The organism is Streptomyces sp. NPDC046870, assembly GCF_040704595.1.
Taxonomy (GTDB): Bacteria; Actinomycetota; Actinomycetes; order Streptomycetales; family Streptomycetaceae; genus Streptomyces; species Streptomyces argyrophylli.
Genome location: NZ_JBEYXM010000036.1, coordinates 1 through 18832, shown reverse-complemented (window position 1 = coordinate 18832; position 18832 = coordinate 1). Strand labels below are relative to the sequence as shown.

Annotated in this window: 19 protein-coding genes and 1 pseudogene; 8 read left to right on the top strand and 12 right to left on the bottom strand. The window is 70.3% G+C overall.

The genetic code is table 11. The annotated features are described in order from the left end of the window. Positions 1 to 133: 133 nt before the first annotated feature. Positions 134 to 1156 (bottom strand): glycosyltransferase family 2 protein, encoded by a 1023-nt coding sequence (locus AB0946_RS38790; RefSeq protein WP_366765436.1) that lies wholly within the window; start codon positions 1154 to 1156, stop codon positions 134 to 136. A gap of 472 nt (positions 1157 to 1628) precedes the next feature. On the opposite strand from AB0946_RS38790, the gene AB0946_RS38785 reads away from it, so the two are divergent. From AB0946_RS38785 to AB0946_RS38775, 3 genes are all read left to right on the top strand, one after another. Then, the gene (locus AB0946_RS38785) at positions 1629 to 2087 is read left to right on the top strand and encodes a carboxymuconolactone decarboxylase family protein (RefSeq protein ID WP_366765435.1); all 459 of its coding nucleotides are present in this window, start codon (positions 1629 to 1631) and stop codon (positions 2085 to 2087) included. 597 nt (positions 2088 to 2684) lie between these two features. Then, positions 2685 to 3134, top strand: coding sequence for a cupin domain-containing protein (locus AB0946_RS38780; RefSeq protein WP_234329560.1), 450 nt, complete (start codon positions 2685 to 2687; stop codon positions 3132 to 3134). A 500-nt stretch (positions 3135 to 3634) separates the two neighbouring features. Further along, positions 3635 to 4465 (top strand): DUF5134 domain-containing protein, encoded by an 831-nt coding sequence (locus AB0946_RS38775; protein WP_366765434.1) that lies wholly within the window; start codon positions 3635 to 3637, stop codon positions 4463 to 4465. Positions 4466 to 4599: 134 nt separating this feature from the next. Here AB0946_RS38775 and AB0946_RS38770 read toward each other — a convergent pair. Then, positions 4600 to 4923: pseudogene (locus AB0946_RS38770) on the bottom strand (UbiX family flavin prenyltransferase); the annotation flags it as partial. 642 nt (positions 4924 to 5565) lie between these two features. Here AB0946_RS38770 and AB0946_RS38765 point away from each other — a divergent pair. Both AB0946_RS38765 and AB0946_RS38760 read left to right on the top strand, forming a co-directional pair. Beyond that, complete coding sequence (locus AB0946_RS38765; RefSeq protein ID WP_366765433.1) at positions 5566 to 6168, top strand: isochorismatase family cysteine hydrolase; 603 nt, start codon at positions 5566 to 5568, stop codon at positions 6166 to 6168. A 38-nt stretch (positions 6169 to 6206) separates the two neighbouring features. Then, a complete protein-coding gene (locus tag AB0946_RS38760; protein WP_366765432.1) occupies positions 6207 to 8450 on the top strand; it encodes an FUSC family protein in 2244 nt (747 codons plus the stop codon). Positions 8451 to 8582: 132 nt separating this feature from the next. Here the strand turns inward: AB0946_RS38760 and AB0946_RS38755 are convergent, their stop codons facing one another. Both AB0946_RS38755 and AB0946_RS38750 read right to left on the bottom strand, forming a co-directional pair. After that, complete coding sequence (locus AB0946_RS38755; RefSeq protein ID WP_359277901.1) at positions 8583 to 8717, bottom strand: hypothetical protein; 135 nt, start codon at positions 8715 to 8717, stop codon at positions 8583 to 8585. Positions 8718 to 9254: 537 nt separating this feature from the next. Beyond that, positions 9255 to 9563, bottom strand: coding sequence for a hypothetical protein (locus tag AB0946_RS38750; protein WP_366765431.1), 309 nt, complete (start codon positions 9561 to 9563; stop codon positions 9255 to 9257). A 147-nt stretch (positions 9564 to 9710) separates the two neighbouring features. Between AB0946_RS38750 and AB0946_RS38745 the strand changes: the two genes are divergently transcribed. Together AB0946_RS38745 and AB0946_RS38740 are read left to right on the top strand one after the other, a co-directional pair. Then, a complete protein-coding gene (locus AB0946_RS38745; protein ID WP_366765430.1) occupies positions 9711 to 10646 on the top strand; it encodes a zinc-binding dehydrogenase in 936 nt (311 codons plus the stop codon). Between the two features lie 73 nt (positions 10647 to 10719). Then, positions 10720 to 11046 (top strand): nuclear transport factor 2 family protein, encoded by a 327-nt coding sequence (locus AB0946_RS38740; protein WP_366765429.1) that lies wholly within the window; start codon positions 10720 to 10722, stop codon positions 11044 to 11046. Positions 11047 to 11067: 21 nt separating this feature from the next. Here AB0946_RS38740 and AB0946_RS38735 read toward each other — a convergent pair whose 3' ends face one another. The 5 genes from AB0946_RS38735 to AB0946_RS38715 all read right to left on the bottom strand — a co-directional run bounded on the left by AB0946_RS38735 (position 11068) and on the right by AB0946_RS38715 (position 14729). After that, positions 11068 to 11967 (bottom strand): DMT family transporter, encoded by a 900-nt coding sequence (locus AB0946_RS38735; RefSeq protein ID WP_359277890.1) that lies wholly within the window; start codon positions 11965 to 11967, stop codon positions 11068 to 11070. Between the two features lie 238 nt (positions 11968 to 12205). After that, positions 12206 to 12391 carry a DUF4863 family protein gene (locus tag AB0946_RS38730; RefSeq protein WP_366765474.1) on the bottom strand — a complete coding sequence of 62 codons (186 nt, stop codon included), beginning with the start codon at positions 12389 to 12391 and terminating at the stop codon, positions 12206 to 12208. 19 nt (positions 12392 to 12410) lie between these two features. Beyond that, a complete protein-coding gene (locus AB0946_RS38725; RefSeq protein WP_366765428.1) occupies positions 12411 to 12560 on the bottom strand; it encodes a hypothetical protein in 150 nt (49 codons plus the stop codon). A gap of 154 nt (positions 12561 to 12714) precedes the next feature. Next, positions 12715 to 13338, bottom strand: coding sequence for a TetR/AcrR family transcriptional regulator (locus AB0946_RS38720; RefSeq protein ID WP_366765427.1), 624 nt, complete (start codon positions 13336 to 13338; stop codon positions 12715 to 12717). A gap of 593 nt (positions 13339 to 13931) precedes the next feature. Then, complete coding sequence (locus AB0946_RS38715; RefSeq protein ID WP_366765426.1) at positions 13932 to 14729, bottom strand: alpha/beta hydrolase; 798 nt, start codon at positions 14727 to 14729, stop codon at positions 13932 to 13934. A gap of 265 nt (positions 14730 to 14994) precedes the next feature. Between AB0946_RS38715 and AB0946_RS38710 the strand changes: the two genes are divergently transcribed. Further along, on the top strand, positions 14995 to 15654 hold the full coding sequence (locus tag AB0946_RS38710) for a TetR/AcrR family transcriptional regulator (RefSeq protein ID WP_366765425.1): 660 nt from the start codon (positions 14995 to 14997) through the stop codon (positions 15652 to 15654). A gap of 439 nt (positions 15655 to 16093) precedes the next feature. Here the strand turns inward: AB0946_RS38710 and AB0946_RS38705 are convergent, their stop codons facing one another. From AB0946_RS38705 to AB0946_RS38695, 3 genes are all read right to left on the bottom strand, one after another. Then, positions 16094 to 16273 (bottom strand): hypothetical protein, encoded by a 180-nt coding sequence (locus AB0946_RS38705; RefSeq protein ID WP_366765424.1) that lies wholly within the window; start codon positions 16271 to 16273, stop codon positions 16094 to 16096. A gap of 830 nt (positions 16274 to 17103) precedes the next feature. Further along, positions 17104 to 18000, bottom strand: a complete 897-nt coding sequence (locus tag AB0946_RS38700) for an SDR family oxidoreductase (protein WP_366765473.1) — start codon at positions 17998 to 18000, stop codon at positions 17104 to 17106. A 37-nt stretch (positions 18001 to 18037) separates the two neighbouring features. Next, positions 18038 to 18832: zinc-binding dehydrogenase (locus AB0946_RS38695; RefSeq protein WP_366765423.1), on the bottom strand; the 795-nt coding region annotated here is incomplete at its 5' end.

Below are 18832 nucleotides of genomic sequence, written 5' to 3'. Positions count from 1 at the left end.
ATACCGGACGGGCGCCGGTCGCACCCGAGGGCTGTTGTCAGTGGGTGACGTACCCCGCGCGCCGGTGCCGGAACTGGGCGGCGGTCACGTCACGGCCCGGCAGGTCCGCAGCCCGCCGCTTCCGCCGGCATGGTCACCGTCCGCGGAGGGCGGCGCCCCGGGAGACCAGACCCCGTGCCCGCTGCGGGAGACTGGCGGCCTCCAGGGCGCTGTATCTGCCGCTCGCCATGAGTTGGAACTTGACACCCTCTCGGCCTTCGGGGTGGTCGTAGCCGTCGGGGAGGTAGCGCCGGTAGTGCTCGCTGGCGCGTTCGAAGAACCGCGGGCGCTCGGAGCGGGAGAGACATCCCTCGAGGTTGAGCAGGAAGAGATAGTGGCGAATCATGCGGGTGAAGAGAGCGGGAGCCACCACGTCCAGGGCGCCGCGCTCGCCGAGCAGGCCGAAGCTCTCTTCGTACCGGCCGAAGACGTCGAAGTGGGTGCCGTCGGGTGAGCCCGCGGGGTGCTGGGTGTGCCGGCGGCGGATCTGCACGCAGTTCCATTTCAGGACGGCGATCCGGTCGGCGGCGAGCATGGCCCGGTGGACGACTGTGACCTCCTCGTGGAGACCGTCGGGGAAGGCGAGTTGCTGCCCGGTCCACAGCTCGCGGCGGACGAGACGGTCCCAGGAGTAGGCGGGAGCACCGAAGAACTCGGGCCGGTCGAGCGGGGCGAAGGGTTCACTTCCCTGCTGGGCCAGCAGGCCGGCCGCGGCACCGGGCCACGAGCGGCTGCGGTGGAGGCGGGTGTGCCCGAAGAGAAGAACATCCGGCTCGCCCGCCGCTCGCAGCCGGTCGGCCATCGCCTGCAGCGTTTCGCCCCGGACGATGTGATCGCTGTCCAGAAACAGCAGGTAGTCACCGGCGGCGCGCTCGGCCCCCGCGTTGCGTATCCGACCGATGCCAGCGACACCCGTCAGCCGTACGACCGAGAGCCGCCCATCGCGCCGGGCATAGTCGTCCACCAAGTCCGCGGGGCAGTGGGGAGACTGGTCCAGGACCGCGACGACCTCCACGTCCCGGAAGGACTGGTCCAGGATCGATTTCAGGCAGACCCCAAGTTGTCCCTGGAGGTCGTGCGCGGCGACTATGACGCTGATCAGCGGGGATGCGAGCACGGTGACCGAACATAATTGGACAGCTGACCGTGTAACAAGTCTCGTGAGCACCCAGTCCACAGCACCATGAAAAGTCCCGCGTATGCTCACACCGCCTTCGCATAGCGGGCGTCCGGTCATCGCTCCGCCGCACACACCTCGCCACTGCGGCTCGCGCCGCGTGTACTGACATCGCGGGGCCGGCAGCACCCGACGACTGTGGGGCACCACCGGCTACCAGAGGGGGCAGGGGCCGTCAGCCGTTGGGCTCGAAGGGGATGCCTGACGGCATGGACTGCGCCAGCGCGTACTCAAGTCGCCGTCCTTGATCTTGATGGTCACCTCCCCGAAGTCGGTGGCGAGCATCAACCCCGACAAACTCGTGCGTCTGAGCTGTCACACCCGGAGGGGCTACCTCGTCTCCCTGATGAGAACGCAAACGGCGCGCGCCCGAAGAGCGCGACGCAGGCCACACGAACGGATCGAAGGAACCATGACCGACCCCCAGCGTGTCAACATCGGCGAGCAGCACCCGGCTGCCTACAAGACCCTCATCGCCCTGTCGTCGGAGGTGGAGAAGGCCACCGCCGCAGCGGGCCTCGACCCGCTCCTGGTCGAGCTGTTGAGGATCCGCACCTCCCAGATCAACGGCTGCGCGTTCTGCCTGCGCATGCACACCCGCGACGCCCTGAAGAAGGGCGAGAACCCCGACCGGATCGCGGTGCTGCCCGCATGGGCGGAGACCGGCTACTTCTCCGAGACCGACCGCGCCGCTCTCCGACTGACCGAGGCGATCACCAACGTGCCGGACGGACACGTCAGCGACGAGGACTACAACGCCGCCGCGGCCGTACTCACCCCGGACCAGGTCTCGGCGGTCGCCTGGCTGGCAACGGTGATGAACGCCTTCAACCGCGTCGCGATCACCAGCCGGTACCGCGTCGGCAACTGACCTCGACCGTGATAGCGGCTGCTGAAACCGCCGTCGTGGGGATGATGGTGGAATCAGTCGGGCAGCTTGTGCCAGCTGCCCGGCTCACAAGCCGAGGCGTCCGACGGCGTATGTACACGGGGAACGGCCAGGGGAGCCACCTCGAGCCGCTTGTCCATGTCGAGGCGGGAAGTGCCGTACGGGTTTGACGTCGGATCAGGGCGGCCAGGCGCGCCGGCCCTTGTGCGGTCTCGGAGCGGGTACGGTTCGACCCCGGCGGTTGAGGTCGCCGGCTCGGTAGAGGCATCGGCGCCCCGCTTGTCGACCGAGTCCGGGAAGTCCGGGTCGTTGGCGCGAGCCCAGCGCGGCGCGGCAAGCGTCAGGTGCGGCAGGTGCTCCGCCTGGGCTTTGCGCAGCCCGACGACGGCGTCGGCGCTGGGGGCGCGGCGAGCGGCGGTTCCGGGGCTGGTGTTTGTGGAGTGCTGCTTCGGACGTGGCCCACGAGCAGAACAAGTGCCGGAAGGCGGCATCATTCGTGCGGAATGGCATAGGCCGCGTACACGGCACATAAGCAGTGCGTTCAGCCGAAATGACCGAAACTTGAATTCGAGGTGAAAAGTGGAAGCCAAACCGGGTTCAGAGTCGAAGATGCAGAAATTTGATATCTGCGTGAAGGGGATCCCGTCTCTCCCGGAGGGGACGCATGGGATGGTGCAGGTCGTGGAACTTCCGCCGGGCGATCCCGGCCCGGAACCGCACCGTCACTCCGGCCCCTTGTTCGGGTACATGCTCGAAGGGGAGATGCTTTTCGAGCTGGAAGGCGGAAAGCCCTACGCGATCAAGGCCGGGGAGGGATTCTGGGAGCCCGCGGATGTCGTTCACTATCGGGCATCCAATCTGCGAGACGACATCACGAGTCGGTTCGTGGTGTTCATGCTCTGCGCTCCGGGGGTACCGATGACTACATTCCTTGACGAAGCCGAGATCGCGGAGCGTTCTCAGTTTCGCTACCCGAATGTGGAGATAGAGGAGTATTCTCGCCGAATGCCTCCGGTACCGTCGTCCTAAAGGATTTCCCGCGACTCGGTGAAGATGCTGTCCGGGGCGGCGGTGTGCGACGGGTCCTGTGCTCGATGGCCTGGCCTTGGCCGCTCCGTGGCGCTCGGGGTTCATCAGGTCGCAACGGCCGGTTCACTCAGTGAAACAGCTGCGACGATTGCTGACTTGATGTTCGATGGCAATCCTTCGCGAGTGCTTGTCGGCTTGCTGCCGAGCCCTTTCCCTGACGCCGCCACACTGGCGGATGACATGAAAGGGCCACGGGCTGATCATGGTGAGGGGGATCGTCCGTGGGAAGCACCCGCCGTCACACAACGGCCCCGGTGTTCAGTTGAGATGATTTCCCGTTGTGTTTGCACTCGGCCGCCGCAAGGTGGGGGCGCTTGTCCTCCACCGCGGCGTGATCGCCTCCTATGAGACGGTCCGGCGATCGTGCACCACGTCTGCGCAGGCCTACGACGACGGACTGCGTCGCGGCCGGCGCCGCCCTGGAGTGAAGGGCATCTGAGGTGTTCGTCGCGGTCAGCGGGAGAACGTACCCGTGGCAGGCCCTCGACGAAGACGGCGACATCCTCGAGACCCTCGTGCATCGGCACCGGACGAGGCCGTCGTCCGGTGCTTTGACCGACCTGCTCGATCAACACCGTCCGGCGCAGGAGAAAGGTAAGGACATCGCTGTGACTGCTCTGCGCTGGTTGCTGACGATCTGCTTCGCCGCCGTCGCCGGGCGTGCGGCGTGGCGTGCGGGCGCGGCCCGCGACGGTGGAGCGCCTGCCGGGAATCCTGCCCTCGAGCGTGTCGCACACGCGCTGCACGCCCTGATGGCCGTGGGGATGGTCGTGATGACCTGGCCGTGGGGCATGAGCGTCCCCGTCACACCGCAGGTGGCCTTCTTCTCCCTCGCGGCCATCTGGTTCCTGGCCGCGGCGTGTTTCGTTCGATCCTCGACCGCGCCGCTGCCATACCGGCTCCTCCACGCCGCTCCGCACGCCCTCACCATGGCCGCAGCCGCCTGGATGGCCCATACGATGCGCGCCGGTTCTTCCGTCGGCGGTGGCGAAAGCGGCTCCAGCATGGTGGACATGCCCGGCATGCAGATGAGTGCACCGGGAAGTGCAGCCGCCATGACGCTCACCGGCTCGGACCCCAGCGTCACGATCATCCTGACCATGGTCGCCCTCGCCTTCGCACTGCGCTGGCTCACCCCGGGGTTCGATCTCGCCCGGAGCAAGCCGGCGGCGAGGACGCCGCATACGCCAATGACGGCCGTACTACACGGCCTGTCGTACCACGATCTCATGGCACTGGGCATGGCGGTCATGCTGATCGTGATCGCCTGACCCCACACGCTCCGATGTACGAGAAAACCCGGCCAACACGGTCGGATCTCCCTCGTGGGGGCATGGAGAAAGCTGCGAAGGTCGTCGTCAGCCATGGGGAGGCTGAACTCCTTGGTACGTGGTGCCGCGGCCGGTCAGACGGCGGGTTCGAGCCCGCGGGCTGCGCGCATGCCCGCCCATCGCTCGGCAGCGGGCGCGGGCAGGTCGAACTGGTCGAGGACGCGGGCGGTGACGTGGTCGACGATGTCGTCGACGGATCGCGGGTGGTTGTAGAAGGCGGGCATGGGCGGCACCATCGCCGCCCCCATGCGCGTCAGCGCCAGCATGTTCTCCAGATGGGTCTCGCTCAGCGGCGTCTCCCGCGGCACCAGGACGAGCCTTCGCCGTTCGTTCAGGACTACGTCGGCGGCCCTGCCGATCAACCCGTCCGCGAAGCCGGCCCTGATTCCCGCCTGCGCGAGGAAGCACGGGAAAGGTTCGCCGCCGTACTCGACAGCGTCCTGGCCACAGACAGAGCCGAACGCGCGAAGTGATCAGTGCCGGCAGTCTGCAAGAGAGTCGCGGCCCGGACGCTTCGGCCGCACGGGGGTGGTCCGACCGTCATTGCGGGGCAACCCGCGCAACCTCGGGCAGCTCCTGGCACCGCCGCCGAGCGGGCGGCCTCGTCGGGCAGGTTCTCACGCACCCAGCGGCGGAGCGTCAGCAGGGACACCGTCGACTTGCCCTCGTCCCGCAGTCGTTGATGGATCATGGTGGCCGTGGGGGTCTCCAGCAGGGACTCGGCGTAGTCGCGGTGCGGCTCGATCTCTCCCCACCGCACCTGGTTCAGCCTCCGGCTGGCCGGCCCCGGCAACAAGCTCTTGATCAGCTCGGCCCGGTCCGTCTCGCTCATGGGGGCGGCCCGCCCGGGGTGATCCCCGCGGCCTCCGCCGACGCCAGGCACCCCCTGACCGCCTTGCGATCCACCCCGCACAGGGGATGACACGACGGCCGGATTACGTTACAGTCATTACTTGTAACGTAAGACCGGCGGGCAAGCCGGCTGCCGGCAACTACTGCACCGGAGGACGATCATGGCGAGCGCCTATGAAAGCGGTCGAGTGGGAGTGCTTCTCGTCGACCTGGTCAACGAGAACTTCTCCGAGGACGGCAAGGGATACACCATCTACGCCCCGGAGTACGAGCGGCTGGGCACCATCGACAGCCTGAAGAAGCTCATCGCCGGGGTGGGGCAGCGCGGCAACATCCCGCTCTTCTACTCAACGACAGCCTTCAGCGACGAGGACTACTCGTCCTGGAAGCACGTCTCCGGGATTCACCGGCAGATGTTCGACAACCGGATGTTCACGGCCGGAACCTGGAGCACCGAGTTCCACGAGGACCTGGCTCCCCAGCCGGGGGACGTGATCCTCGCACCGCACACAGGAATCGACGTCTTCCCCCACACCGACCTCGACTCCCAGCTGCGGCGGCGCGGCGTCGAATACCTGGCCATTGCCGGGGTCTCCGGGATCATGGCCGTCGAGTCGACGGCCCGCACCGCGATGGAACTCGGGTACCACGTCACGACCTTCACCGACGCGATCGCCGCTCCCGGTGGCCTGGTCACGTACCAGGCGATGATGCGGGGACTGAACATGGTCTCCCACAGCGTGGTCAGCGTCGACGACTTCCTGGCGTCACTCGACGAGTCGACGGCGTAGCGCTTGCCCAGCGGTCGGGCGAGAGGAGCCGGCGGGACATGTCAGGAACAGGATTGTGGGCATGGCCGGGGGCGGCGGGCGTCCGGGACCGGTTCGTGGCATCCGATCCCGGACTGATCCGGATGCTGTCGGCACTCGGCACGGTCTGCGCGGTGCTGCTGACCCTCGGAGTCCTCGGGGCGCTGCACGCGCCGGTCCCGAGCCTCGTGACGGGCGCTCTCACAGCGATGGTCAGCACGGTCGCGGTCACCGAGCCCCGCCCCCGCGACCAAGCGCTCACCCTTGCGGCCGGAGTGCCCGTCACACTGGCAGTCATCATGGTCGGCAGCACGCTGACGCCGTACCGGGTCGTGGCGGACGCGGTGTTCGTGCTGCTGATCTTCGCCGCCATCTACATCCGGAGGCTGGGACCACGCGCGACCACGCTGGGCATCTTCGCCTTCCAGCTCTTCTTCGTGACCCAGTTCGTCGAGACCCGCGTGGAGCAGCTGCCACAGCTCTGCCTCGCGGTGATCGTGGCCTTCGGCGCCTCGGGGCTCGTCCGGTTCGCCGCCCTGCGCCCGGCATCGGAGCGGACGCCGGCACGGTTGCAGCGGGCCTTCCGGCTACGGCTGGCGCTGGTGCTGGACGCGTTGATCGAGGTGGCCGAGGGCGGTCCCGAGGCGCCGCGGGCCGAGCGGGCGGTCCGCGTTCTGCGTCGTCGCACGGCCCATCTGCACGCAGCCGCGTTGATGATCGAGAAGCGGCTGGGAACCGTGGCGCCCGGCCCACGCACCGGCACCACCATCCAGCATTTCACGGCGGACGCGGAGACGGCCCTTGAACGGCTGGCGATCACTGTGCTGCGGCTCCTGTGGCCCGGTGCCGACATCGACACCCTGACCCGGCACCGGGCGAAGGGCCACCTCGCCGGATCCGCCGTCGACGCCCGCGATGCGGTGGCCCTGCCCATTCTGGTCTCGAAGCTTCGTGCGCTGCGCGTGGACCTCGGCCCGGCCCGGCTGCTGCCGTCCGGCACCGATGGGGAGGAGGCACGCAACCGGCTGCCCGGCTTCCGCGACACCGAGGACCCGCCCGACGTGTCCCCGGCGTTGAGAGACGCCTTGCGCTCCGCGGGAGAGTTCGCCCGTGCCGTGTCCGGCCCGGACGCGGCCGTCGCCGGGCGCACCTCGACGTCCCCGGAAGTGTCGCGTGAGAAGCCCTCCCGGGGAGCCTCAGGACGGGCGGCGGACCCCGTACCGGGGCAGACGGGTACCCGCGTCCGTCCCACCACGCGGACCGCGCTCCAGGTCGCCGCCGGATCCGCGCTGGCCATCGTGGGCGGTGAGCTGCTGTCGCCGCAGCGCTGGTACTGGGCGGTGTTCACGTGCTGGGTGGTCTACATCGGCACCACCTCGACGGGTGACATCCTGGTCCGGGGTTACCGGCGGCTGATCGGCACGATCGTGGGGGTGGTCGCCGGGTTCGCCCTCGCCGCCCTGGTCGGCGACCGCCCCTGGGCCGCCTTCGCTTTGGCGATCCTCAGTGTGTTCGGGATGTACTACACGACGGCGGTGTCCTACACCCTGATGTCCTTGTTCGTCACCACGATGATCGGCATGCTCTACACGCTGCTCCACACCCTCACCCCGGACGTGCTGGTGGTGCGGATCGAGGAGACCGCGCTGGGAATTGTCTGCGGGCTGGCCGCCGCCGTGCTCGTACTGCCCGTGGGGACCCGGGAACGCACTGACCGCCTGCTGCGCGACGTGCTGGAGCGGCTGGGCGTCGTGCTCGCCCGGGCGCTCGCCCGGTTGGGCGGCGAGCCCGGCGGGGACCTGCTCACTGCGGCCCGCGCGCTGGATTCGGCCCTCGACGATCTGCGTGTTTCGCTGCAGCCTCTGATCATCCCGGTCAGTCCCCTGCGGTCCCGGCGGCGCACTGCGCTCGCCGTGCTGGGGCTGTTGGAGACCGCCGCCTTCCACGCCCGCGGCCTGGCCGTCGCCGCAGGACGGGTGCCTGCCGACGTCGCCATCGGCGCCGATCCGGACGTCGTGGACGAGGTTCGCCGGATCGACAGCACCCTCGCGGTCCTGATCAGGTCCGTGGGCGACGGTGGCCAGGGCGGCACCCCGCTCGAGCTCGGCTCCGGGATCGCCACCCGGCTCGTCCTGAGCGACAACGGCGCGAAGGCCGAGACCGTCATCGCGACGCGGCAGGTGCTGCGGCATCTGTCCCGCGTGGACGCGAGCATCCAGGGTCTGGCTCGCACCCTGGACGTGACCGCTCCCGACGATCCGTGACGCAGGCACGGCGGAGGCACCCAGGGGGTCGGAACGGCGTCGGGGGTGCGGATGACCTGCCTGCCATACGGCTGCGGACAGCCGGCCGCGGCCCGCAGCGCGGAAGGGCCGAGCGCCGGACCGGGGCGCAGCTCACGCTCCGTCACGGGTGGTCTTCGCGGTGATCCGGCGCAGCGCGTGGGGCAGGATGCGGCCGTGCCGGTAGTAGTGGGTCACCTCGCGGGGCGTGTCCGGGCCACGTCCACGGTCCTTTCCCGGTGACGGCACCGGATTCCGGACCGAGGCGCGGCATGGCGGCATGGCGGTACTGGGCAGCCCTGAGGCGCCACGCGGTCGACGGGCGCAACGCCCGTCCCCGGCGCCGGCCGGAGCCCGCACCATGCGGCAAGAACGTCGGGGCGGGAGATCGGCCGGCCGCCCGGTCTCCCCCCTGGCGCTCGTCGTCTTGGAGTTCCGCCGGCCGCGGCCGAGCGGCTCAGCGAGGCAGTGTCCTGACGGGTCGTCGGGGAGCGGACGCTCTCCCGCCCTCTCCTACGTATGACACACACATAGGTCATTGCGCAGATGCGCGGCCGGACCCGCCGTACGAATGTGAAGGCGCGCTCGGCCCGGTCGCCGGAGCGGAACTCGACCACTCGTCCGCCGCTCCGAAAAGAGGACCCCATGCCGTATATCACCGTCGGTGCAGAGAACTCCACCCCAAGCTCGGCATCACGTCCCGGGCGGCGCTCAGAGACGCCCTGACGGCACGGGTGGCGGGAGCGCCGGACGCCTGACGGCGCACGGGGGCCCGCACCGACCGCGTCATGTGTGCTGCCGCGGCACGGAGGGGCCGACGACGAGGTACACCGGCCGGGTGCCCTGCGGAGCCGCCACGACGCGGGCCACGGGCGCCGCGGTTGTGCCGTGTTCCTCGCCATGCCGCAGCGGGCCGGTCATCTCCGGCCGGTAGAACGCGGCGGTGTCGGTGTCCGCGGCGTGGACGGACGCCGCCGGGCCGCCGGTCTCCCCGGATGCCCTGCCGAAGGCGAGGACGGTGACGTCGATGCCGAGGGGCACCAGTTCGGCGGCGTAGGCCTCGGCGAGCCGGCCCTGCGCGGCACGCAGCGCCACGATGGCGGTGGCACAGGGCGCCGGTCATGTGTGAAGGGGCCGGGCGGAAGAACCTCGTCCAGGTCAGGGCTCGTCCACACGCCGGCCTCGGCCCGCTCCCGGCGCGGTGGCCCCTGACAACTTGCCTCCGCATCCCGGGAGACCACCATGCGTGTCGCAGTAGCCACCGGAGCGAACGCACCGCTGATCCTCGAGGACGTCGAGATTCCCGAACCCGGACCGGGTGAGGTCCTCGTCCGGATCACCGCGTGCGGCGTCTGCTATTCGGACCTGAACCTGCTGCTGGGCCACTATCCCTTCGCCCGGTTCCCGGTGATCCCCGGCCACGAGATCAACGGAGTCGTCACGCCGTGGGGAACGGGGTCACCTGGCCGGAGGTCGGTACGGCTGTGCAAGCGGATCACCGGTGTCGTGGTCGACGGCGGCTACGCCGAGTACGCGCTGCTCAAGGCGGGGTACGTCACACCGCTGCCGGCCGGCCTGGATCCGGTCGCCGCCGCTCCCCTGATGTGCGCGGGCCTGACCGCGTTCAACGGACTACGGCAGGGCGGGGCACGCGCCGGCTCCCGTGTCGCCGTCATCGGGGCCGGAGGCATCGGCGCGCTCGCCGTCCGGTACGCCGTCGCCATGGGCGCGCGGGTCGCCGTCATCGGCCGCTCACCGCGCGGAGGGGAACAGGCCAAGGCCTTGGGCGCCGACCTGTACGTCGCCACGTCCGAGACCGACCCGGTCGACGCGCTCAAAGCCTGGGCCAAAGGTGCCGACCTGATCCTCAACACGGCCCCGTCGACGGAGGCGGCTGCGGCCACACTCGGCGGCCTCGCACCCGACGGCACGCTGCTGCTGTGCGGGTACGGGCCGGAACCGCTCGTGCTGCCGACCCAGCCCATGGTCCTCAACCGCCTGCGCGTCGCGGCCAACCCCTCCGGCTCGCCGCACGACCTGCGCGACACCCTCGCCTTCTCCGCCGCACACGGCATCCTGCCCGAGGTGACACCGATCACGCTGGACGAGGCGCCGGCCACCCTCGACGCCATGGTGGCCGGCACCGGCCGTGGCCGCCGGGTCATCGCCTTCGCCTGACCGCGTCGCACTTTCAGCGCCGTCCATCGACGCCGCCCGTCCCGGCAACGCCACGACCTGCAAGGAGACGACCATGACCGCGCTCGACGTCCCCGCCGCCATCGGCACCTTCATCGAAGCCACCAACCGCGGCGACAGCGATGCCTTTGCCGCCGCCTTCACCGACGCCCACCTCTACAACTACGGGTGCGAGTTCCACGGACGTGACGGCCTGCGCGACTGGGACCGCACCGACAACAGCGGTGTGCAGGCCCACTTCGAACTGATCGAGGCGGAGGCCGGTCCCGATCCGGACCGCCATCTCGTCACGCCCAAGGTCACCAGCAACCGGTACAACGGCACCGGCCCCATGACCTTCCGCCTGCGTGACGGCCTGATCGCCGACCTCCGCATCGGCTGACCCGCACGCGACCAGCCGGCGCTAGACCGCGGCCTTCTCCGCCTGGTCCGGCGCCTTCTCCTCGGCGTCCAGGCACTCCGCGAGGCAACGCGTCCGGGAGAGCGTGAAGACGCCGTAGGTGAGCAGGCCGAAGCCGAGCATGGCCGGGAGGTTCCACAGTCCCGTACGGGGCTGCTCGGCGTAGAGCGTCACTCCCAGCACGACACCGGTCACGGCGTCGGTGAGGGTCAGAGCGGGCTGGGAGGAGATCAGCGGGCCGGCCTGCATGGCGGCGCCCAGCAGGAAGAGGGACGCAGCGCCGATCACCGCGCAGCCGTACGTCTGCCACGAAAGGAGGAACGCCACGGCTCCCTGATCGTCCAGGACACCCATGGCCGACTTCATCAGCGCTGCGGCGAGCGCGTTGCCGAGAGCCGCACCGGCGGCCAGGCAGGCCGCCCGCGCGCGGCCGAAGGGCCGAGCGCCGGCGGTCAGCACCAGAGCGGTGCCCAGGGCGCCGATGACGACGACGGTCGGCGCCCACCAGAGAACCGGAACCTGGGCACGCCCCCCGGAAGGGGCGAGCGAGAACAGGAAGACGGCGAGGCCGACGGCGATGCACGCCACCGACGCCCAGGACTTGCGTGAGCGGCGCACGTGGAAGACCATCCCGCCGATCACGAGGGCCAGCGGCAGCTCCAGGATGAAGACCGGCTGGACGGCGGCGAGCGAACCGGAGCCCAGGGCGAGCGCCTGGAGGATCGCCGACAGCGTCACACCGGCGATGCCCGCGATCCACACGGGCGTCCGCAACAGGTCTGCCAGCAACCCGAGGCGCAGTGACGTCGACTCGGGGACGCTCAGCGCCGCACGTCTTTGCAGCACGGTTCCCAGGGCATTACTGCAGGCCGCGAGAACGGCGAGAACGACGGAAAAGGCCATGGCCGCAGCGATCCTTCCTCACCCTTGGCACATCGTTACGCAGGGGAACAACACGGCGCCGACCGGCATTTGTCTCCTTGGACTCGCTGCTGCCGCGGTCGCGGGACGCCGGGGGCGAGGCGTCCACGGCGGGCGAGCGAGGTGGCCCGATCCCTCCAGAGCGCGTGCGGCACGGGCGAGCACCGACTCGCCGGCCTCGGAACGCCCCATGATCGTGAGTCCGCGTTGTAACACCGTCCTATGCGGCGGCAGCGGCGGACCGGGAGGGACGGATGTCGTAGGAGATGCGTCCGGCGGGCAGGTAGAAGAGGGCGATCAGTGCGCCTCCCCGGACCTCGGGGTAGTGGTGGCTGCCTGGGGCGGGCGCGGTCCAGCCCGGTCCCTGCCAGCCGTTCGGCCCCACCAGTTCGGCGCCGGGGTCGATCGGGACGACGAGGTTCAGTTCACCGTAGGGGTGCGCGTGGTACTGACCCCGATAGGCCGTAGGTGGTGTTCAGCCAGCTCTCCAGATCCTTGCCGGCCGTGCGGTTCCTGACCTCGGACAGGAACGGGGTGCTGCGCTCGATCAGTGCCTTGCGGCTGTCCTCGCTCATGCGCGGGGTCCTCTCGTGTCGCCACGGGGTCTGACACGACAACGATGCCCCGAGATTTCATTACAGTCAATGACTGTAATGAAATCTCCGTCCACCGGCCCTGCACGAAGCGACGACGGACGCGCCGCGCCGGGCACCGCGCCCAGGGGCCCGCTCAGACGGAGCGGACCCCGCCGTCCACGGCCAGCGCCGGCCACACCGCGGCGACGACCCGCTCCGCGAAGTCGTCCGGAACCTCCCGACCAGTGCGCAGGTAGTCGGCGAAGTAGCTGCCGAAACACAGGGTGACCACCATGTCCAGGTCCACGTCCTCGCGCACCGCGCCCCGGCGCTGCAGCGAGACCAGCGTCATCAGCAGCTCCTCGCACCGGGGCCGCACACCGTGCTCCCGCAACTGCTCCAGCAGGCCGGGCGCGCGCTCAACCTCGGCCATGAAGTTGCCGTGCAGGGCCATGGCCCGCTCGTTGTGGTAGCGGGGGTCGAGACGCCGTACCGCTTCGACGAGCGCCTCGCGCGGTGCCAACTGCTCCATGTCCAGCGGGGGGTAGGCCTCCCGCTGCTTGCGCAGCCCGTACTGCAGGGCGTCGATGACGAGGTCGTACTTGTTCGCCCAACGCCGGTACAGGGTCGGCCGGGTGACACCAGCGTCCGCGACGATGTCCCCGATCGTCATGGACGCGTAGCCATCCGTGGCCAGCCGCTTGCGCGTGGCCTGGATGATCGCCTCCTCGATCGCCGGATCCCGGGGCCGTCCGCCGGCAGCCGCCGCAGGCTCCACCCCCGAGCGCCCCTTGCGCCCATCAACTCGCTCACGGGAACCCACCGCCCTCACCCTCGCCATCTCATCCCTTCCCACACCAACCGGCCGGAGCCAGGCCGACCACCCACTCCCCCACCGCACCAGCACCCTACGCGAATCCCGGCGGCCCCCCGCCCGTAGCTTCGCCACCGGGCAGGTGGACAATTTCCTTCACAGACACATATTGCAACTGAACAGGATCCCACTGCTCAGGCCGTACGACAACGGCGCTCCGGGCCCCGCGGCGCCGGAGTGCGCAATTCCCGGGCCCGTACGAGGGCGCGCCCCGGCACGACGCGAGCCGGACGGCCCCGCCGTCCGGAGACCATCCGGCCGCAAGGGACGCGACGACGGCCGCCCGGCCGTGACGGGGTGCCCCGCTCTTGGGGCGCGGCGACGAGCACTCCGTGCCCCTTGGAAGCCGGCTGTCCACCACCCGAGCTCCTCGGACATCGCCCGCATCCACGCCCGTCCCGCCTCCGGCCCCCGTCCCCGGTCCCCGCCCCCAGAGGGACGGCACACACCGGCCGGCCGTCTCGGGCACGCGCCGGCACGGTGTCCGGCAGCAAGGGTCAGGCGGCACCGCGACGGCCACCCGGTCCGGGCCCGGCGAGGTAGCGCGTGGCCCACGCCGCCAGCACGGCGGCGACGTAGGCGGCGTCGGCCCGGTCGGTGAGCAGATGGTCCGCGCCCGGGATCGCGACGAAGGACTTGGGATGGCGGGCGGCGTCGAAGATCTGCCGTGCGTTGTCCACCTCCACCGTCTCGTCGGCCGGGGAATGCATGACCAGCAACGCCGCGCCCAGCCGGCGGATGCGCTCCCGCTGGGGCTGGGCGGCGAGGTCGTCGAGGAAGTTCCGGCGGATACGGAAGGTCCTGCCGCCCAGATCGACCTCTGCCTCACCGCGCTGCTCGATCGCCGCCCGTTCCTCGTCGAACCTGCGCACCACGTGCTCGGGCGACACCGGACTGCCGATGGTCGCGACCGCCCTGACCTCGGGGATCCGGTGCGTCGCGGCGAGCACCGCCGCGCCGCCCAGCGAATGCCCGATCAGCAGGGAGGGCGCAGCAAGATGGTCACGCAGATACCCGGCCGCACGCACCAGGTCTTCCACGTCGGAGCTGAACGTGCTGTCCGCGAAGTCGCCGCCGGACTCGCCGAGTCCGGTGAAGTCGAAGCGCAGCGTCGCTATCCCGTACTCCGTCAGCGCCCGTGGGATCCTGGCGGCGGCGAAGGTGTCCTTGCCGCAGGTGAAGCAGTGCGCGAACACGGCGTACGCCTGCGGCGTCGCCGCGGGCAGCTCCAGTCGCGCCGCGAGCGGTGCGCCCTGCGATCCGGTGAACTCGATTCTCCTGCTGCGTCCGGGCATCTCGGCGTTCCCTCCCTGTCTGCTGCTTTTCCCGAATGTCCGCGGCCTCGCGTTCGGCGAGGACCGGGCTGATGCCGCAGGCCGCCGGAGAAACCGCGAGAGAACACGTCAGGCCGGACACGGTGCATCGATCCCTTCAGTGCCGGTGGGACGGTCCGGCCGGCCGGCGGTGTCCCGTCGGGCCGCATGGGCTTCACTCTGTCCACCCATTGCATTACAGTCAATAGCTGTAACGAAAGTGGCAGTCGACGCGAGGACGAGACCGATGGGCAGTGCCAGACGCGAGCGGCCAGCGTCGGCCGCGGACGCGTCGCACCGCGCGCGTTCGGCCGGCAGGCCCCGCGACCCCGCCGCCGAGGAGGCGATCCTCAGGGCGACCCGCGCACGGCTGTCGGCCGACGGCTACGCCCGCATGACCATCACCGACATCGCCGCGGACGCCGGTGTCTCCCGGCCGTCGGTCTACCGCCGCTGGGCGAGCAAGTACGACCTCGTCGTCGACGTCCTCGGACGCGAGGCGCACACACCCGAGAAGGCGGACCCACCCAGGGACAGGCAGCACCGCACACCGCGCGAGACGTTCACGGAGGCCGTACGGCGCCTCGATCCCCGCTCCGACGACCCGAGCACCCTCTCCCTGTACGGCCACGTCATGGCAGAGGCAGCGAGAACACCAGGGCTGCTGACCCAGTTGCGCGAGCACGCGGTGCGACCGCGCTGCGCGGACCTCACCCAGACCCTGCTCTCCCTGCAGCGGCTCGGCGCCGTCCGGGAGGACGTCGACGTCGACCGGGTCGTCACCCTCTGTTTCGGCGGCTACGTCGCCGACCACGTGCTCACCGGAAAGCGCCCGTCCGCCGACTGGGCGCATCGCGTCACGTCCCTCCTCTGGCCGGCCATCGCCACGAGCCCGGCCCTCGACTGACGCGCCCGGACGCTCAGTTCGAAGATGAATGCAGCTCTCCCCCTCCGGACGCACGCGCGTGTTCGCCGCTCCGGTCCGGGCCGAGGAGCCTCCTCGGAACCGCCGGACTCCCGCCGCGTCACCGACCGCACATCACGGCCTCGCCGTGCAGCTCGAGGCGAGCCATGAACCGTCCAGAAGTGTCGATGAAGCAAGCGCGGCTCGCCCTGGGCCCGTTGAGCCTGCTGCTCTTCCTCAGACGACGTTCCGGCTCCTGTGCGACGTCGCCGACCGCGGCTTGCCGCACATCTGGTCCGCGTGGACCGGCGGTCCGGTCCCCCGGGCCGCCGGCGGCCACCGCGCTGGACTTCGGCACTGGACGTCTTCTCCATCGGCCGCAACGTCCTGACGGCCAACCGTGTGGCGTGCCCGCCCGCCCCTTGGCGCGGCGGGCACGTGTTCACCCCAACAAGCCGTGCGCGAGCCAGACGCTGACCTCGTGCGGGCGCCCTTTCCGGAACATCTCCGGGACCACCCGGCCCCACGCGGTGATCTCAGCGGCGAGCGTGGCCGGGCCGTCCTGGAAGAAGCTGAGGATCCGGGCGATGACCGCCTCCTCCACAGCGTCGACCGTCGACACGTCCTCCGGACGTGGTGTTCGAGGTTCTGCCGTTCGCGCGCTCAATGTGGAGCGGGCCCAGCAGGTTCTGGCCGGCCACGTGACGTCAAGCCCTGCCCACATCGACCGTGCGGAGCCCGCCCGAGGCGGAGCCGATTGGCGGCCGACCGGCCCCGGCTCGGGCAGGGGCCGGCGACCTGCCAGGTGATGGTCGCCGCCTTCGGCACTTGACCGACGGCGAGTCGAGCACCCCGGCCGTGGGCTCGGCATCCCCGCTCAGCCTCTCCCATATCCGCACGCGCAGCCGGTCGTGGAACTCCCTGACCAGCGCGTTCTCGCGCCCGCGGCGGAAGAACGCGTACACCCGGTCGCACAGCGGGAAGTCGGCGGGCATCGCCCGCCACTTGCTGCATCCAGCCCGGCAGCAGCGGCCGGACGGCCGCCACTCTGCGTCGGTCATGTCCGTCGGGTACCGGCACTCGCGCACCCCGTTGTCGGCGGCGTTGCCGAACCGGTGAGCCAGACAGTCACCAGTCCAGGGCGACGGACGTGGACTGCCAGGGCATCGACACGGAAGACTGCGGCCCCAGGGGCCTCCTGTTGCTGCTCGGTGGTTGGACACCAACGAGCTGTTCAGGAAGCCCCACTCGTATGCGCCCCGCGCTCCGCGACCACCCGATCGAGACTTGCGTTTGAAGCGCATCTCTCAAGGTCGAAAAGACAACAGCTTCTCACGCCTTGTTGACGATCGAGTCGTCCAGCAGTCGCACCTGCATCGGCACCGCCACCCCTCCCATGCGGCCCAGGCCCCCAGTCGCAGGACCGAGGCCTGGGCCGCACGCGCAGGCAGATCAGCTGTCGGCCCGGAGGGACAGCAGGTCGGTGAGGCCGATCCGGTCGTAGAAATCGGCGCGGACGCGGTCGGCGACGTCGCTGACCTCCTGGGAGCCATCATTGGCGGGGTCGATCGTGGTACGGAACGGGCGTCGGCCCTTCGGCGTGTCCACGATGGTGACGATGGCGCGGGCGACCTCGTTGACGTCGGCGTCCGCGGGCGCCAACGCGGCCAGCCGCTTGCCGACCTCGTCCATCAGGCCACCGTACAGCGGCTCGTAGGCGGCGGCTGTGTCGGTGTCCTGGGGGTGCATGGCGTGGGCGAAGTGGTTGGTGCCGGAGGTGAAGGAGCCGGGGACGACGATGGCGGTGTCGATGCCGAAACGGGACAGTTCGACCGCATAGCTCTTGGCCAGTTGGTCCATCGCGGCCTTGGCCCCGAAGTAGGGGGCAAGGTAAGGGGGCGTACCGCCGTATGTGCTGGAGGAGCCCACCCACACCAGCAGGCCGTCGCGCCGGTCGCGCATCTGTGGCAGGACGGCGCGGTTGAGCCGCTGCGTGGCGACCACGTTGGTGTCGTAGATCTGGGCGATCTGCTCCGGGGTGAATGCCTCGGCCGGGCCGAGCACCATGTGGCCGGCGTTGTGGACGACGACGTCGATGCGGCCTTCCTCGGCGGTGACGGCGGCCACGGCGTCGTCGACGGACGACTGGTTGGAGACATCGAGCTCCACCGTGTGCAGTCGCACCGAGTGCGCCTCGGTATAGGCGCGCGCCTCGGCGACGGCCGGCGCGTTGCGCCCGGTGGTCTGCCGTATCCCGGCGTAGACAATGTGCCCGGCATCGGCGAGGGCCCGCGCGGTCAGCGCACCGAAGCCACTGGACGCGCCGCTGACGAGGATGACGTAGGACATCATGTGTTCCTTGACTAGGAGAAGGCCGACAGGTGGGTCAGGAGAACGTGATGACGCGGCGGCCGTGGGCGGTGCCGGCGGCCATCGCGTCAAGGGTGGCGGGGGCGTCGTCCAGCGTGATCGGTGTGATGTCGGGCAGGATGTTGTGGGCGGCGGAGAAGGCGAGGGTGTCGCGCAGGTCGTGCGGGGAGCCGGACGGGTTGGCGGCCACGTGCAGGCGGTTGAGGACCATGGGCTGGGTCGGCAGCACGAGCGGCTCCGGCCCGTACCCGCACAGCAGCAGGGTGCCGTCGGGAGCGAGCCCGCCCAGGGCGGCCGCAGCCGCGTCGGTCGACGGTGCCGCGTTGAGGATCAGGTCGGCGCCCCCGTCCCAGGCCCTGAGGGCTGCCGCCGGGTCGGTCTCGGCGGTGGCCACGTAGAGTTCCGCGCCCAGGGTCTTGGCCTGCTCCGCACCGCGCGAGGAGCGGCCGACCACGGCGACGCGGGCCCCCATGGCGGCGGCGTAGCGGATGGCGAGCGCGCCGATGCCGCCGGCGCCGATGACGGCGATGCGTGCGCCGGCCCTGGCGCCGCCCTGACGCAGTCCGTTGAAGGCGGTCAGGCCCGCGCACATGAGCGGGGCGGCGGCCACCGGGTCGAGCCCGGCGGGCAGCGGGGTGACATAGCCGGCCTTGAGCACCGCGTACTCGGCGTAGCCGCCGTCGGTGACGACACCGGTGATCCGCTTGCTCGGGCAGAGGATCTGCTCGCCGCGCACGCAGTAGTCGCAGTGGCCGCAGGAGTCGTACAGGAACTGGGCACCCACCGCGGTGCCGACCTCGGGCCAGGTGAC